At 44.7% G+C, this 14696-nt stretch carries 13 protein-coding genes; 8 read left to right on the forward strand and 5 right to left on the reverse strand.

The genetic code is table 11. The features are described 5' to 3' along the window. Window positions 1-187: 187 nt before the first annotated feature. The 6 genes from AC23P2_RS01395 to AC23P2_RS01420 all read left to right on the forward strand — a co-directional run bounded on the left by AC23P2_RS01395 (window position 188) and on the right by AC23P2_RS01420 (window position 6206). Window positions 188-1114, forward strand: a complete 927-nt coding sequence (locus tag AC23P2_RS01395; RefSeq protein WP_028524107.1) for an AraC family transcriptional regulator — start codon at window positions 188-190, stop codon at window positions 1112-1114. Between the two features lie 144 nt (window positions 1115-1258). After that, the gene (locus AC23P2_RS01400) at window positions 1259-1960 is read left to right on the forward strand and encodes a membrane or secreted protein (RefSeq protein WP_487771532.1); all 702 of its coding nucleotides are present in this window, start codon (window positions 1259-1261) and stop codon (window positions 1958-1960) included. A 163-nt stretch (window positions 1961-2123) separates the two neighbouring features. Continuing rightward, a complete protein-coding gene (locus AC23P2_RS01405) occupies window positions 2124-3407 on the forward strand; it encodes a UDP-N-acetylmuramoyl-tripeptide--D-alanyl-D-alanine ligase (protein ID WP_487771533.1) in 1284 nt (427 codons plus the stop codon). Window positions 3408-3437: 30 nt separating this feature from the next. Next, window positions 3438-3848, forward strand: a complete 411-nt coding sequence (locus AC23P2_RS01410; RefSeq protein ID WP_487771534.1) for an element excision factor XisH family protein — start codon at window positions 3438-3440, stop codon at window positions 3846-3848. Then, window positions 3836-4180, forward strand: coding sequence for an element excision factor XisI family protein (locus tag AC23P2_RS01415; protein WP_487771535.1), 345 nt, complete (start codon window positions 3836-3838; stop codon window positions 4178-4180). The genes AC23P2_RS01410 and AC23P2_RS01415 overlap by 13 nt, the downstream gene beginning before the upstream one ends. Before the next feature lie 118 nt (window positions 4181-4298). Next, entirely contained in the window at window positions 4299-6206 is a 1908-nt protein-coding gene (locus AC23P2_RS01420) for an amidophosphoribosyltransferase (RefSeq protein WP_487771536.1), read from the forward strand. 132 nt (window positions 6207-6338) lie between these two features. Here AC23P2_RS01420 and AC23P2_RS01425 read toward each other — a convergent pair whose 3' ends face one another. Then, window positions 6339-6866 carry a hypothetical protein gene (locus AC23P2_RS01425; RefSeq protein WP_487771537.1) on the reverse strand — a complete coding sequence of 176 codons (528 nt, stop codon included), beginning with the start codon at window positions 6864-6866 and terminating at the stop codon, window positions 6339-6341. A 130-nt stretch (window positions 6867-6996) separates the two neighbouring features. Between AC23P2_RS01425 and AC23P2_RS01430 the strand changes: the two genes are divergently transcribed. After that, window positions 6997-7914: a sugar phosphate isomerase/epimerase family protein gene (locus AC23P2_RS01430; protein WP_487771538.1), complete on the forward strand. Its 918-nt coding sequence runs from the start codon at window positions 6997-6999 to the stop codon at window positions 7912-7914. A 1-nt stretch (window position 7915) separates the two neighbouring features. On the opposite strand, the gene AC23P2_RS01435 is transcribed toward AC23P2_RS01430, so the two are convergent. Beyond that, complete coding sequence (locus tag AC23P2_RS01435; RefSeq protein ID WP_487771539.1) at window positions 7916-8344, reverse strand: hypothetical protein; 429 nt, start codon at window positions 8342-8344, stop codon at window positions 7916-7918. A gap of 207 nt (window positions 8345-8551) precedes the next feature. On the opposite strand from AC23P2_RS01435, the gene AC23P2_RS01440 reads away from it, so the two are divergent. Next, on the forward strand, window positions 8552-10153 hold the full coding sequence (locus tag AC23P2_RS01440; RefSeq protein WP_487771540.1) for a sensor histidine kinase: 1602 nt from the start codon (window positions 8552-8554) through the stop codon (window positions 10151-10153). Window positions 10154-10168: 15 nt separating this feature from the next. Here AC23P2_RS01440 and AC23P2_RS01445 read toward each other — a convergent pair whose 3' ends face one another. From AC23P2_RS01445 to AC23P2_RS01455, 3 genes are all read right to left on the reverse strand, one after another. Further along, window positions 10169-12625: a TonB-dependent receptor gene (locus AC23P2_RS01445; RefSeq protein WP_487771786.1), complete on the reverse strand. Its 2457-nt coding sequence runs from the start codon at window positions 12623-12625 to the stop codon at window positions 10169-10171. A gap of 226 nt (window positions 12626-12851) precedes the next feature. Beyond that, window positions 12852-13352, reverse strand: a complete 501-nt coding sequence (locus AC23P2_RS01450) for a heme-binding domain-containing protein (RefSeq protein WP_487771541.1) — start codon at window positions 13350-13352, stop codon at window positions 12852-12854. Further along, window positions 13349-14635, reverse strand: a complete 1287-nt coding sequence (locus tag AC23P2_RS01455; RefSeq protein WP_487771542.1) for a sialidase family protein — start codon at window positions 14633-14635, stop codon at window positions 13349-13351. Before AC23P2_RS01455 ends, AC23P2_RS01450 begins: the two co-directional genes overlap by 4 nt. Window positions 14636-14696 lie beyond the last annotated feature (61 nt).

Genomic DNA, 14696 nt, shown 5'->3' on the forward strand with positions numbered 1-14696 from the left:
AATCCAATTTTAGGGGGTTTTTCAAAAAAAAAGTGCGCGTTTCCTTGCAGGATTCGCGCACTTTTTTTTATATTGAAAAAAATTCCACACTTGTATTAGATTTGTACAATTACAATTTTTGTACAAATTTTCAGAAAAACGCTAATTTTGCATTTACTTAATCGGGAAGCACTTAACCCATTTTCAAATGGAAGATTATAATAAAATCATCGAATCACTGGGTGTGAAGTTTATCAAGGCTCGTCACATTCGGATGTTACAAACTATTACCATTAAAAACTTTTACGACGTAGAGAACTCACTCATGATTCTCTATGACGGAGAGGTATCTTTTGGCAATGAAAAAATCGACGTTGGGGACATGCTTTTTATACCTGGAGGAAAGCACGCCACTGTTACTTACAGCAGCGGAGATAACGTTCAGCCAAAGGTTGTTAGCAATGAAGAGTTCTTAACCCGCCGCGAATTGTATTTTGATACGCTCCGCGACTCTTCGCAAGTGGGCAAAATACCGCACTCGTTTGGGTTGGTAGCCTTCGACGCCAAGGTGTTCGACTCGGTCAACTTCTTTACGTCGTTGGACATTCCGCCATTCATCATCAAGCACAACACCTACCTTGGTCGATTGATTGGTGAAATCTTACAAGAAGATTTCAACGACGTTGCTGGTCGCGGACGAATTATCAAAATCAAAACCGAAGAGCTTGCCATTGAGGTTATTCGCTACATTTTGAAAAACCGTCTGTTTGTTGAACAATTGGTCACCAACAGCACCTACTTCAAAGATCCTCGTTTGATTGACATCTTTGCCTACATCAAAGACAACTTGGGAGGCGATTTGTCGAACAAGGTGTTGGCCAACGTCGCCAACGTCTCGGAAGACTACGTAGGTCAGTATTTCAAAATGTTGACCCAAATCAACCCACAAGACTACATCGAATACCAGCGCATGGAAGAAGCCGTTAACTTGCTTCGTACGTCGAAGAAAAGTATTCGCGCCATTGGAGCCGAAGTAGGTTACAAAGACACGGCGTATTTTTGTCGCCGTTTCAAAATGATGTTTGGTATTCCTGCGGGTAAAATGCGCCGCCGCGAATCACTCATGAACGTCTAATTTTTCAAAGCGCTTTCATCGCTGACAATACAAGTGAAAAAATAAATTACCCCAATAAAGCAACTTTCATTCGTGAGGGTTGCTTTATTGTTTCTGGGAGGTTTTGGATTAACTTTGCTCAAAATAAAAAACCCTCTCACTCGTATGAAAACACTATTTCGCTTCTCTTGCTGGATGTTAGGTTTGGGGCTTTTGCTCAGCTCCCCCGTGTTTGCCCAATTAAAAGGCACTTGGCAGCAAAAAGGTGACGATGGAACCATCACTTCGCTCATCTGCTCGGATGACTACTTGATGATGACCCGTTACAAAGAAAAAGAGTTTATTTATACCGAAGGCGGAACCTACAAAATCACCAACGGCACCATTGCTTACAAAAGTGAATTTAATTCTGCGGATACCTCCAGAGTTGGCAAGACCTTAAATTTCAAAATAACAATCTCGGGGAAAAAATTATCGGTTGAAAACGTAGGGGAATGGCAACAAATGGACGATGGCAGCACCCCTGCTTCAGCTTTATATCGCATAACTGGACGCATGGGCAACGACGGCAACATTTCGCCAATGCAACGCGGCCCTCGTAAAACCCTCAAAATGCTCACAGGAACACGTTTTCAATGGGCTGCCATCAACCCCGAAACCAAGCAGTTTTCGGGTACAGGAGGTGGTAGTTACGTCATCAAAGATGGTAAATACACCGAAACCATCGAATTTTTCAGTCGTGACAACAGCCGTGTAGGTGCATCCCTCACCTTTGATTACGAACTCAAAGACGGTAAAGATTGGCACCACAGTGGCCTAAGCAGTGCAGGAGCTAAAATTTATGAAGTCTGGAGTAAGGAGCAATAAGCAAAAGGCAAATGTAGCGTGCAGAGGGTTTCTCAAAACCCGACCCTTTGTGAAGAGGGTTGCTCACAACCCGACCCTCCGCGCAAGCGTGCAGAGGGTTTCTCAAAACCCGACCCTCCGCGCAGCAGCCCTTTTTAAAAACATAAAATGAAGTTAAACTCAAATGACGATTTCTCAATTATACGATTGCTTTTTGGCCTGTAATGGCATTTCAACCGATACTCGACAGATTGTTGAAGGTTGTTTGTTTGTAGCCCTGCGGGGTGATAAGTTTGATGGAAATGTCTATGCCAAAGATGCCCTAGAAAAAGGAGCAAAATACGCCATTGTGGATAACTCCGAATACGCTGTGGATAACCGTTTTCTATTGGTGGAAAATAGTTTGGAAGCACTGCAACAGTTGGCCAACCACCACCGTCGTCAACTCAACATCCCTGTTGTGGGTTTAACAGGTTCCAACGGAAAAACTACTACCAAAGAGCTGATTGCAGCTGTACTAAGCAAAAAATACCGTACCTACGCCACCAAGGGCAACCTTAATAACCATATTGGCGTCCCGCTCACTTTATTGGCTATCGACAAAAGTTATGAAATCGCGGTGGTGGAGATGGGAGCCAACCACCAACAAGAAATTGCGCTACTCAGTAGTATTGCCGAGCCTACCCACGGCATGATTACCAACATTGGCAAAGCCCATTTGGAAGGTTTTGGCGGCATCGAGGGGGTGCGTAAAGGCAAAGGAGAACTATTTGACTGGCTTTCAGCGTCAGGCGGTACGGTTTTTGTCAACGAAGCCAACGCTACCCTCCAAGAAATGGCCAACGAGCGCACATTTAGTCAGAAAGTCTTGTACCTAGCCGATGCGACTGCCCCTCAACTGTTGGAAGATGCTCCTTTGGTTATTTATAAAGATGCTCACCAACAAACCGTTCATACTCACCTGACGGGTCGGTACAATTTTGAAAACATCGCCGCAGCCTTGGCAATTGGCGCTTATTTTGGCGTTTCGGACCAAGACGCCAACGACGCCGTTGCGGAGTACAATCCGACCAACAACCGCTCACAAATTATCCAAAAAGGGAGCAATACAGTCATCATGGACGCCTACAATGCCAATCCATCGTCGATGGCCGCCGCGATTGAGAACTTTGGTAAACTCAAAGCCGAGCGTAAAATGGTGATTTTGGGTGATATGCTCGAACTAGGCGACGAATCACCTGCGGAACACTTAGCACTAGGGAAATTGGTAGCAGCACAAAAATTTGACATTGTCATTTTGGCGGGGAAACTCATGCAAGATGCCTTGTCTGCTTTACCAAAAGCCTATTATTTTCCAGATAAATTCTCATTACACAACTGGGTTATTGACCATCCTCAACAAAACACCCATGTGCTTATCAAAGGCTCAAGAGGAATGGGATTGGAGACCGTTGTTCCGTATTTGTAGGCAGTTGTTTTTGATTTAAATCATACCTATATGGCACGCGACAAGTTTCACTTTATAGTTAGAGAAGCTCTTGAAAACGACGGATGGGTTATAAAAAACGACCCTTTTATAGCTCGTTATGGTGAGCGTAAAATTGAAATTGATTTAGAAGCAGAAATGATTTTGGCAGAAAAAGGAATTGAGCGTATCTTAGTAGAAGTTAAAAGTTTTCTGACTGCTTCTGCTTTTTATGAATTTCATGGAGCATTAGGTCAATACAAAAACTATAGCCGTATTCTCAAGCTCATAGGCGAAACATCATCACTTTACTTGGCGATGCCCGAAGACGTTTATAATGTCCTTCTCAACGATGATTTCGGTCGTTTGACTATTGAAGAAGAGAACCTCAAACTAATTTTATTCAGACCACTAGAAAAAGATATTTCAAAATGGATAAAATAGAAGAATACAAAGCAATCATAAAAAAAGTACTCCATCAACACGCATCTGGGTATCAAATGCCGAATACAGAGGAATATAGCGAACAACTAATTGTTGATGACGAGCGTGGTCATTACTTACTTATGGGAGTAGGTTGGCAGCAATACAAGCGCTTACACGGTATTAATTTGCACATAGATGTTATTGGGGACAAAGTATATATTCAGCAGGACTGGACTGAAAGAGGTATAGCCCTAGAGTTAGAAGAACATGGAATTCCCAAAAAGGATATTGTTTTGGCATTTCATGCTCCTTACCGTCGCCCGTTGATTGAAGATTACGCTGTCCGTTAAATTGCATTAATCAGCTACCTTTTTATATTTTTCAACTTTCTTGTAATTTAACACAAGGTTTTGGAATCTGATTTCTTAACTTTGTGTTAACAATCCGTCACACACTTCATACCCTCTGATGAGCGACGTAATCAAGCACGAATGCGGCATTGCCCTCATTCGCCTCCGGAAGCCGTTTCAATATTATATTGACAAATACGGCACACCCCTCTACGCAGTTTACAAATTACACACTTTGATGGAAAAACAGGTCAACCGCGGTCAAGATGGCGCGGGCGTGGCCAACATCAAAATCGAAGTTCCACCTGGGCACCGCTACATTAGCCGTTACCGTTCGGTCGATCAACAACCTGTAGCAGAGATTTTTTCGAAAGTCCAGAAGAAATTCAAAAAGGCTTTCAAAGAACTCAAAGGCGACGATAAAGACCTTCGCTACGACGCTAAATGGCTACAAGAAAACGTGGCATTTACGGGTGAGGTTTGGCTCGGACACCTTCGCTATGGTACCCACGGGGCTAACGAAATCGAGAACTGCCACCCCATGCTCCGTCAAAATAGCTGGCGTAGCCGCAACTTGGTGGTAGCAGGAAACTTCAACATGACCAACGTTGACACGCTTTTTGATAAGCTTGTTTCGCTGGGACAGCACCCCAAAGACCGCGTGGACACGGTGACGGTGATGGAAAAAATCGGGCACTTCTTGGACGAAGAAAACCAACGCGTTTTTGACCGTTTCAAAGGAATCTACGAAAACCCTGATCTCTCGGACGTCATCGAAGACAACATGGACATGGTGCGCGTTCTTCACCGCTCATGTCGCGATTTTGACGGTGGTTTTGCCATGTGTGGCATGACAGGCTCAGGACAAGCGTTTGTTGTTCGCGACCCATCGGGTATCCGTCCTGCGTATTTTTATGCCGACGATGAAGTCGTGGTAGTTGCGTCCGAAAAACCTGCCATCAAGGCCGCATTCAACGCTAACTATGCCGATATTCAAGAAATAAAACCTGGTCATGCGCTCATCATCGACAAATATGGCGAGTACGATCAGCACCAAATTTTAAAGCCGCTCGAAAAACGTTCTTGTAGTTTTGAGCGGATTTATTTTTCTAGGGCCTCGGATCCAGATATTTACCACGAGCGTAAACAACTTGGCCAACTTCTGATTCCTCAAATTTTGCAAGAGGTAGATTACGACCTCGAAAATACCGTCTTCTCTTACATACCCAATACGGCCGAAACCGCTTTCTTTGGTCTAATCGAAGGCTTGGAAGATTACTTAGCTAAACAACGGAAAAAGGCCGTTGCCGATGGCAATCTTTCCCCCGAAGAGCTGGATAAAATTCTTTCGTTCCGCCCGCGTATCGAGAAGTTAGTCTCAAAAGACGTTAAACAACGGACTTTTATTACGAGCGACGAAGCGCGCGACGAAATGGTGTCGCATGTGTATGACATGACTTATGAGGTGGTGAAAAAAGGCGTAGATACAATCGTCGTTGTTGATGATTCTATCGTCCGAGGTACTACCCTCGAAAAGAGTATCTTACGTTTGCTCGACCGTCTTGGACCGAAGAAAATCATCATTGTATCGTCGGCGCCGCAAATCCGTTACCCCGACTGCTACGGTATCGACATGTCGAAGGTGAAAGATTTTGTGGCTTTCCGTGCGGCATTGCAGTTACTCAAAGAACGTGGGCTCGACAACCTTCGTGAAGAAGTGTATGCCCAGTGCGTTGCCGCCCTTGAAACAGGTAATGCCACCCAACAAAACTACGTCAAAGCCCTTTTTGATCAGTTTACGGACGACGAAGTTTCGCGCAAAGTAGCCGAAATCGTTCGCCCCAAAGATCTCAAAGCCGAACTGACTATTCTTTTCCAAACGGTAGAAAACCTGCACAAAGCCTGCCCCAACCACAGCGGGGACTGGTATTTCACAGGAAATTACCCAACTCCAGGGGGTAACCGCGTTGTGAACAAAGCCTACGTTAACTTCTATGAAGGACGAGGTGTAGTAAGAGCATACTAACCTACTTTAGAAATAACCATACCCTCCCCTATTTGCCTCGGCGAATAGGGGATTTTTTTTAGCAGTAGTTCTATCTCAAAATTTGAACCCATCCATCTTAAGAAAAACTAAAACATAGTAGTATAACACTATTTAAAAACTTCGACCGATAGCTAAAAGAGGCCATGGAATAGGAACAGAAATTTGAGGTTTTATACGGCCTTCAATATAATCACTATGTACAAGATCAAACACAGCATTAGCCCTGAAAATCCAACCTGAATTAAGTTTTTGAAAACGATAACCTAACCGAGGATTAACCGAAATACTGGGAATAAAGGGTTTTGCAGTGGTGAACTGCGGCGTAGGCAGTGGTGTTTTTTCTCTAAAATAAGCAAGTTGTAAGCCCGCTTCAAAATGATGCTTACTTCTTGTAGTAATCCCTCCAAAATCAACATAAATACCTTGACGCAGTGGTTTCCCTCCTTTGACTCCTAAGCCTACTTTACTACTCCACGCTATTTTTTTACCTTCACTCAAAATACGCTCATAGCTTAAAGAATAAATTGTACGGCTTGGGCCTTCCAGTTGAATTGAATTACGCGCAACAAAAAAACGTTCTTGTGTATTACCCCTAAAAGAACATACAAACAATAACATTATAAAAGCTATCTTTTTCATTTTGAGTAAGTAAGGGATACGTAAATAAAACGATTAAACTTAAAATTTATTATCAATGATGCGTATAGAAACTTGATACCACACTTTAGAAATTGGCTTAAACTAAATAACACCCAAATACACATTCAAAATGCTTTCGCGTCGTCGTTTTTTGCAGTCTGCGGGTGGTTTCGCGCTTATGAAGCCTCTTTTTTCGTTTCCAAAAAGCACACAACCACTGTACCTTGGTGGACCTATTTTTCTAAAAAGCGAAGACCCCGTAGAATTAGCGAAGGAGCATCGACGCTTAGGCTACAGTGCTGCTTACGTCCCCAAGGTAGAACTGAAAGATACTGTTAGAATCACAGCACTGCGAAAAGCGTTTGCTGAACAAAAAGTCGTGATTGCCGAAGTTGGAGCATGGGTAAATATGCTCGACGCCGATAGCGAAAAACGTAAGAAAAACATGGATTACGTCATTGAGCGTCTTGCGTTGGCCGAAGAAATTGGGGCGTTGACCTGCATCAACATCGCGGGTTCGTACAATCCCAAACAGTGGGATGGCCCCGACGCCCGCAACCTTACCAAAGAATACGTTGACGCAACCATCGAAAATTGTCGTAAGGTCATCGACGCCGTCAAGCCTAAAAAAGCCAAATTTGCCTTAGAAATGATGGGGTGGAGCTTACCCAACGATGCTGATTCATGCTTAAAATTCATTAAAGCCATCGACCGCCCCGCGTTTGCTGCCCACATCGACATTGCCAATATCATCAATTCCCCCCAGCGTTTTTACCAAAATACCCAACTCATTAACGATACATTCCGCAAACTCGGGCGATGGATTGTCTCTTGCCACGCAAAAGACGTGGTAGGAAAAGATGTCCATTTCGCAGAAACCTTGCCAGGTCGGGGTGGAATGGATTACGTAACTTATCTACGCAACGTAACCGCACTTCCACAGCGCGTTCCGCTCATGTTAGAACACCTACGCACACCCGAGGAATACGACGAAGCGCGGTTGTTTATCATGAAAATAGCCCAAGAAACAGGTATTCCATTGGCCTAGACTAATTCTCTCGCACGTACCTACTTCGGCTAGAATTAATACACAGGCTTAAAACAAACGTATCTGCCGTCCATTCAATATCCCACGTAGCACAACCAATACAATCTACCAACGCACACATAGGGTTGTCGGGAATCGTACTTTTGGGGATAATTTCAAAACGTTTGCCATTGACTGTCAACGACGAAGGGGCACAGCAGAGCTGCAGGCCATTGCCTGTCAGTAGCACACCATCTTCTCGAATCTGAATATAGTTCGCCGTCGAAGCGTTGATACTGGTCAATGTCCATTCTTTTTTCCCGTTTACAGTCGTTTCATACGCATCCAAACGCCACTTCCCTACCAAGGGTGCGATGGTTTCGGGAACAACAGCTTTGGGCTTACAGCTTCCCAAAACCACAATCAACAGCAAAAAAATAAATGATCTCATCGGGTTTCGTCTCTTTTCTTAAAGGACGTTTGAGAGGGCTCTTTCGTTGGAATTTTACGTCATAAAGTAAGTACCGTTTTGGTTTTTCCCCTTTCTGCCCCAAATTTGACAGGATTCGTCACAGATTTTGCCCCAACGTGCTTACTGGTTCTACTTTTGAGCTGTCTAACCAATTAACAGCCATTTTTTTCTTAACCAATCACCGCTATGACCATCGAACGTTTTCGCACTTTAGAACTTTGGGGACTCAGCCTTTTAGCTGGCATTTATGTACTCATTTCCGTTTCTACCGATTACAGCCAGTATATCAACGTATTGCGCGTTATCAATGCTGACGAAGAACACCGCATTTTTCTGAATTACAACTGGTGGCTCAACGGCTTTTTGCCTTTTTTAAACCTTGGCATAGGGGTTTGGAGTTGTTGGTTTATCCAATCTCAGTACGTCGTCAGGCTATGGCAACGGGATGAGCAACTTAAAGCGCTCTTGGCATTTACTGCCGCAGGCATTGTACTGTTGGCAGGGGTTTGGAGTTATTTGTTTTTGCATGATGAATTGGAGTTTCGTCACGACAAAAACTACAACGTCATCGGGGCTAAACTCTACAACCTGTTTCGTCTGCGCAACGTGGCCATGATTTCGAGCGGGCTTTTTATTTCTACATCCATTTACGTCACTCTTTCACAGCTGTACCAGTGGGTATTACAACACGAGCCCGACGAGGAAAACGCACTCACTCATCGAATCATCAAAGAAGGAAGCATTTTGGCATTGGTTGGGTTTTTCGCTTTTTCAAGTTTTCAAATTCTGATCAACGACTTCTTTATTATTCCAAGTTCTATGTGGGTGATTGGTTCGTACCTGCACACCTATTTGTACCACCATCATTTTTTGCGCTGGAGAGGTTTTCGCTTTTACCGCTACCCCGAAAGTCGAGCAGCGGTAAAAAAAGTACTGCTTCTGTTTGGAGCCAGTTTGGTAGCAAGTTTCATTGGAAATCTTGCCTATTTTTTATTCCACATCTACGACCCCTACATGGTATGGCCTGTGGAAGTAGATGATGTTTTCCTGCTAAGTCTGATTGCTTGGATAGGGGCGATTGTGGTCACCATTATGCGGCAGGTGATGGTGAAACCATTGGAAACCAGCCTCAATCGCAACCAAGCGGAGTTGTCGGCGTTACGGGCGCAAATCAACCCACACTTTTTATTTAACGCCATGAATACCCTTTACGCCACGTCTATTGAAGAAAATGCCGAACGCACGTCGCAGGGAATTCAGCAACTGTCGGACATGATGCGGTTTATGATGCACGAAAACAATCAAGACCAAATCGACATTCGACAGGAGGTACAGTACCTCCGCAATTACGTGGATTTACAACGCCTTAGAATCAGCGAATCCGACAAATTTGAGTTAAAAATTGAACTCGACGACTCGCTGTGTTTGCGCTCGGTGGCGCCCATGATGCTCATTCCTTTTGTGGAAAATGCCTTCAAACACGGGGTTAGTTTGCGCAATCATTCGTGGATTTTTGTCAAGCTGCACTGCGACACCGAAAAGCTCCATTTTACGGTCAATAACAGCCTACACCCCCGCAGCGACCAAGACCCCGAAAAATACTCCTCGGGCATCGGATTGGTCAATGTCCGCAAACGATTAGAGCTTCTTTACCCCAATCGCCATCATTTACTGATTCATCAAACGGAAAAGGAATTTTCAGTCAGCTTAGAGATTGCTATTAACTCCAAAAAAATACGTACCAAAAAGGCATCACGCGTCGCAGGTCTTTTTTCTTTTTTGGCGTAATTATCTCGTCTTCTCCTACCCTTCCTCGCCGCTAATCAAGCTTTTTTGTTTTTTGGCACCTGCGGCTTGGTTGAGGCGGTACATGACGGTCAGGTTGATTTGGCGAGCGCGCATTCCAAACGTTCCCTCCGAATAGAAGTTAAGCCCTTCGGTAATCGTACGCATGTAGCGCGAGTTAAACACGTCAATGACGTTAAAAGTAAGCGTACCTTTACCTTTCAAAATCTCCTTGCTAAAGGCTAAGTCCACAAACGTGCGCGACTTGCGGCTACCCTGCGGAAGTTGCTGAGGCGCTTCGTAGTTGGCACGGATTTGTAAGTCAGTTCCTTTGCTTAAATTGAAACGAGAGGTTTGGCGGGCAAACCAACTGTAAGTATCCGCTTTGAAGGTTGCATCTAGGTTTTGACCGTTGGTAATGGCGCGGAAGAAGTTAAAGTTCAAGTCTAATTTCCACCACTTAAACGGCGTGTAGTTGCTCGTAAACTCTGCTCCGTAGGCATCTTCCGTGGCCAAGTTTTCGGGACGAGTGTTTGAAATGCCTTGCGCATCCACCCGACGAATCCGAAGTACTTTCCCGTTGGTATGACGGTAATAGACCGACGACGTAAACGAGCCTTTTTCAAAGTAATAAATATGTCCTAAATCAAACGAATTAGTAAACTCTGGGTTCAAATCGGGGTTTCCTGAGAAAAAGTTACGTTGGTCCGATAGCGTCACGTACGGGCTCAAATCGTTGTAAGTTGGGCGGCGCACGCGGCGGCTATAACTCACCTGAAACGCATTGTCTTGGTTGAGGTTATAGGTAAAATGCGCACTTGGGAACAAATTGCTGTACTTACGAGGATTGGTTTGGTTGGTTTCCCGCAGAATGGTGGTTACGTCCGTAATCTCTGCCCGCAAACCCGCTTGGTAGCTAAACTTCTTGGTTTTATTTCCCAAAATCCCGTAAACCCCGTGGATGTTTTCTTTGTAAATGAAGTAGTTGTCCAAGCCTGGCAAGGCGTCAAATCCGCCTTGGGCGTTTTGTTGGGTCACGATGTAGTCGTTGACCATATCGCGAAAACTAGAACGAATCCCCGTTTCAAATTTACCATCTTTCCCGATGGGCTGCACATAGTCCAAGGTCGCAATGAGTTGATTTTCGTACTCATCGTTCAGCGATTTTTGGAGTAATGAGCCATTAGCATTAGGCGTTCCGTCGGCAAATCTGCTGTTTTGGGTATAAGTTTGATCGGAGCGCTCCCAGTACGTCAAATAACGCACATCCGCAATCAATTCCTGATTTTTGCGATTATACGTTTTTTTGTACGACACCGAATACTCTGAATAAGGCTCGGCTTCGGTTTCACGTTGTTGGCGGTCGGTGATGGTGCGCAAGTTCGACAACGAATTGATGTAGTCTTTGTACGTATTGTCAGTAATCCGCAGCACGTCCGTTCGACGGAATTGGTACGAGGCCGTCAGGATGTTCTTTTCGTTGAAAAAGTAATCCAACCCCCCACGGATGGTATTGGCAATGGTTTTTACGTTTCCGCTGGTGTTTTGTTGCAAAATCGCCGTGGTATCCTTGCCATACACCTCCTGATATAACCGTCCTGCTGAAATCGGCACACGATACGCAATGCCGTAGTTGAGGAATAAATTAAGCTTGTTTTTGCGGTAATTAATATTGGCCGCCACTCCGTAGTTAGGTCGAAAACCTGTCACGACTTCAAAGGAACCGTTGATGCCTTGTTTCCGCTCTTTTTTAAGAACAATATTGATAATCCCCGACAAGCCTTCTGCCTCATACCGCGCCGAGGGGTTCGTAATAATTTCAATCCGTTCAATCTGATTTCCTTGCAATTGCTGCAAACCCGCTCCCCCCTTAAAACTCACCAAGCCCGACGGTTTTCCATCAATCAAAATCCGTACCCCATCGCTTCCGCGTAGTTTCACATTTCCTTCCGTATCGACCGACACAGAAGGAACATTGCTCAAAATATCAATTGCTGTTCCACCCGCGTTGGCTAGGTCTTTACCAACGTTGAATATTTTTTTATCCAATGCCAATTCCATCGAACTCTTTTCGGCTTGTACCACCACTTCATCTAACGTTCGGGCCGAAGCGGCTATTTTCAGCGTTCCTAAGTCGTGTGAAGGCTGTTCTTTGGAAAGCGCAAATACACTGGTTTTAAACGGTTTATAACCAATAAACTCGACTACAGCATAGAATTGTCCATAGGGTACATCCACTGTCAGTTGGCCTTTATCGTCGGTGATAGCGCCCGAAATGAGCGTACTGTCCGTACTTTTTAGGATTCTAATGGTTGCATAAGACAACGGCGCGTTGGTTTGTGCGTCAGTCACGGTGCCCTTGACTTTCGCCAATTTCTGGGCATTCTGGGCTTGAACAGAAGTGAGGCTTAGCCATGATAGGCTAATTAAAACAACAATTTTTACAAAAAAGGGGGTGGGGATAATCGTTTTCATCATACTGTGTTAAAGAAGGGAATGACGGTTTTGTACTCATTAAAAAGCCCCGAAAATGTAATTTTTCGAGGCTTTTAGGGTGAAAACAGGGGTTTTGATTCTATTTTTTTGCGTAATAGTCGAGTTGTGAGCAACCCTCGGCACGACAATCGGGTTATGGGCAGCCTTTCACACGTTATCATCGGGTTGTGAGCAACCCTCCGCACGGTAAGCCGCACGGCGCTCACTATTTTCCTTGCGGGCGGCGCAACACGAGGCTATCGGCAGGATACTGTGCTTTGAGCGAGTCCATGTTGGTTTGTGCCCAGTTGATAAGCGTTTGTTTTTGCTCTTCGGTCAATTTAGCTCCCGAATGGAGTCCAAAATAAGTGTAAGACTCCAGCGGCATTTCTCCTTCTTTAATCATCTCGATGGTTTCCTCAAACTTGTGATTTTGGTACGCCACCGAGCGCGACGTAAAGTTTGAAAAGTTGAGGTGGCGTTTTCCGTCAGTGACATGGTGATCCAAAAACCAAGCCACAGGCTGAATATTTGAATACCACGGATATTCGGTTTTATTGCTGTGGCAATCGTCGCAAGCCACTTTCAAAAGGCTTTTTACGTCCGCAGGAACGGCATATTTGGTCGATACATCGTAGGTACGGTCGTCAGAAATATTTTTCTCAGGTCTGATAAATTGGATGACAACCAAAACAGCGCCCAATCCAATCAAGATTTTATTTTTCATAGTGATACGTAGCTGAATTTTAAACTGTTTTTACCATCGGCTTGCTTTGCTTCGTAAGCCACAACCAACTGATTTCCAAGAATAATCCCAGTTGAATTGGTCGCATTGGTAGCATCGGCTATCCACGTCGTTTCCGACACTTGCCCCTCCGCAATTTTACGATACGCGAGTTGCGTAGGCGTACCTTCGCCTTTGCTTTGCTCCCAAAGCATCACTGCCGAATTGGCACCGCTAGTTAAAGCAGGGTTTTTAGCTGACGCATCCGTCAAGACAAAGAATTTTTTACCTTCTCTGGTCGTCAGGCGAATGCCTTTTTCTTGGTCTGAACCCGAAAACCACGCCAAAAGCTCACTTTTGCCGTATTGGGCAGAAATCGCACCGCTGTGAGGGCAGCCCATGATTTTCCAATTGTCGTTATAGACAATCGCTGACTTTGAAAACGTGGTCGCATTATCTGTCGAAATCAAACGAGCCATGTCGCGAATATCATCGTTGTTGTCGCGGTACACTACCGTAAAAGCTCCGCTTGCATCCACCGACAAATTGATAGGGCAGCAATCGCACACCACAGCATCCAATAAACGTTCAGGCTGCATTACGCCATCTTTTGAGACGACCAAGCGCAAATCCCGTTCTTCGTGTTTGGTGCTATTGGCCACATCCTTCAAATAAGCCACCGCGATTTCATCATTGGGAAGAATCACTGCGTCAAAAAAGCCGCGAACAATTCCTTGTTTTGGGTCAGAATCCACCGATTGGGGGGCAGTCCAAGTGTTGCCACCATCTTTTGAAATACAATACACAATGTTAGAAGAACGTCCTCCGCCGCGCCCCGAAGCAGGTGCGGCACCAGCTTCTCCGCGATTTGAAAACACAGCAATGAAGCTACCGTCCTTTTTAGAAAGCACTTTCGCACGCATCATTCGACTATTACCAATGCCGTTACCGCTAAAAATGGTCTTCTTTTCGGAGAAGGTTTTACCCTTATCTTTTGAGAAAGCTACACAGAAAGAGGTCATTCCTGAAGCATCTTTTTCAGTCCACGATAGCATCAGCTCTCCTTTGGTCGTTTCGGCCAACAAGGGCATCGAGTACGTTTTTGTCGGGTCAAGGTCAATGGGAGAAACAGCAAAGTTGGTATTGGTAGGAGCCCAAGTTGTAAATTCGGGCGTACTTTCACCGTGACAAATAACAATTTCGGAGGGCGTCGGAGTGGCTGTTGGGAGAAAACTTCCCAATACGCCTACCAACACGAGCGGAAGAAATGCGCTTACATTCATCATTTTACTAAAAGGTTTGATTAAAAAAAGAGTAAGTAGCTAACAATCACTGAAACGAAAGTAT

Source organism: Runella sp. R0.1_18 (genome assembly GCF_057652155.1).

Bases quoted from the DNA above. Each gene is read 5' to 3' on its own strand.
- AC23P2_RS01445 (WP_487771786.1), bottom strand. From the start codon at position 12,625: ATGAAAACGATTATCCCCACCCCCTTTTTTGTAAAAATTGTTGTTTTA.
- AC23P2_RS01450 (WP_487771541.1), bottom strand. From the start codon at position 13,352: ATGAAAAATAAAATCTTGATTGGATTGGGCGCTGTTTTGGTTGTCATC.
- AC23P2_RS01440 (WP_487771540.1), top strand. From the start codon at position 8,552: ATGACCATCGAACGTTTTCGCACTTTAGAACTTTGGGGACTCAGCCTT.
- AC23P2_RS01435 (WP_487771539.1), bottom strand. From the start codon at position 8,344: ATGAGATCATTTATTTTTTTGCTGTTGATTGTGGTTTTGGGAAGCTGT.
- AC23P2_RS01415 (WP_487771535.1), top strand. From the start codon at position 3,836: ATGGATAAAATAGAAGAATACAAAGCAATCATAAAAAAAGTACTCCAT.
- AC23P2_RS01425 (WP_487771537.1), bottom strand. From the start codon at position 6,866: ATGAAAAAGATAGCTTTTATAATGTTATTGTTTGTATGTTCTTTTAGG.
- AC23P2_RS01420 (WP_487771536.1), top strand. From the start codon at position 4,299: ATGAGCGACGTAATCAAGCACGAATGCGGCATTGCCCTCATTCGCCTC.
- AC23P2_RS01400 (WP_487771532.1), top strand. From the start codon at position 1,259: ATGAAAACACTATTTCGCTTCTCTTGCTGGATGTTAGGTTTGGGGCTT.
- AC23P2_RS01410 (WP_487771534.1), top strand. From the start codon at position 3,438: ATGGCACGCGACAAGTTTCACTTTATAGTTAGAGAAGCTCTTGAAAAC.
- AC23P2_RS01405 (WP_487771533.1), top strand. From the start codon at position 2,124: ATGACGATTTCTCAATTATACGATTGCTTTTTGGCCTGTAATGGCATT.
- AC23P2_RS01395 (WP_028524107.1), top strand. From the start codon at position 188: ATGGAAGATTATAATAAAATCATCGAATCACTGGGTGTGAAGTTTATC.
- AC23P2_RS01455 (WP_487771542.1), bottom strand. From the start codon at position 14,635: ATGATGAATGTAAGCGCATTTCTTCCGCTCGTGTTGGTAGGCGTATTG.
- AC23P2_RS01430 (WP_487771538.1), top strand. From the start codon at position 6,997: ATGCTTTCGCGTCGTCGTTTTTTGCAGTCTGCGGGTGGTTTCGCGCTT.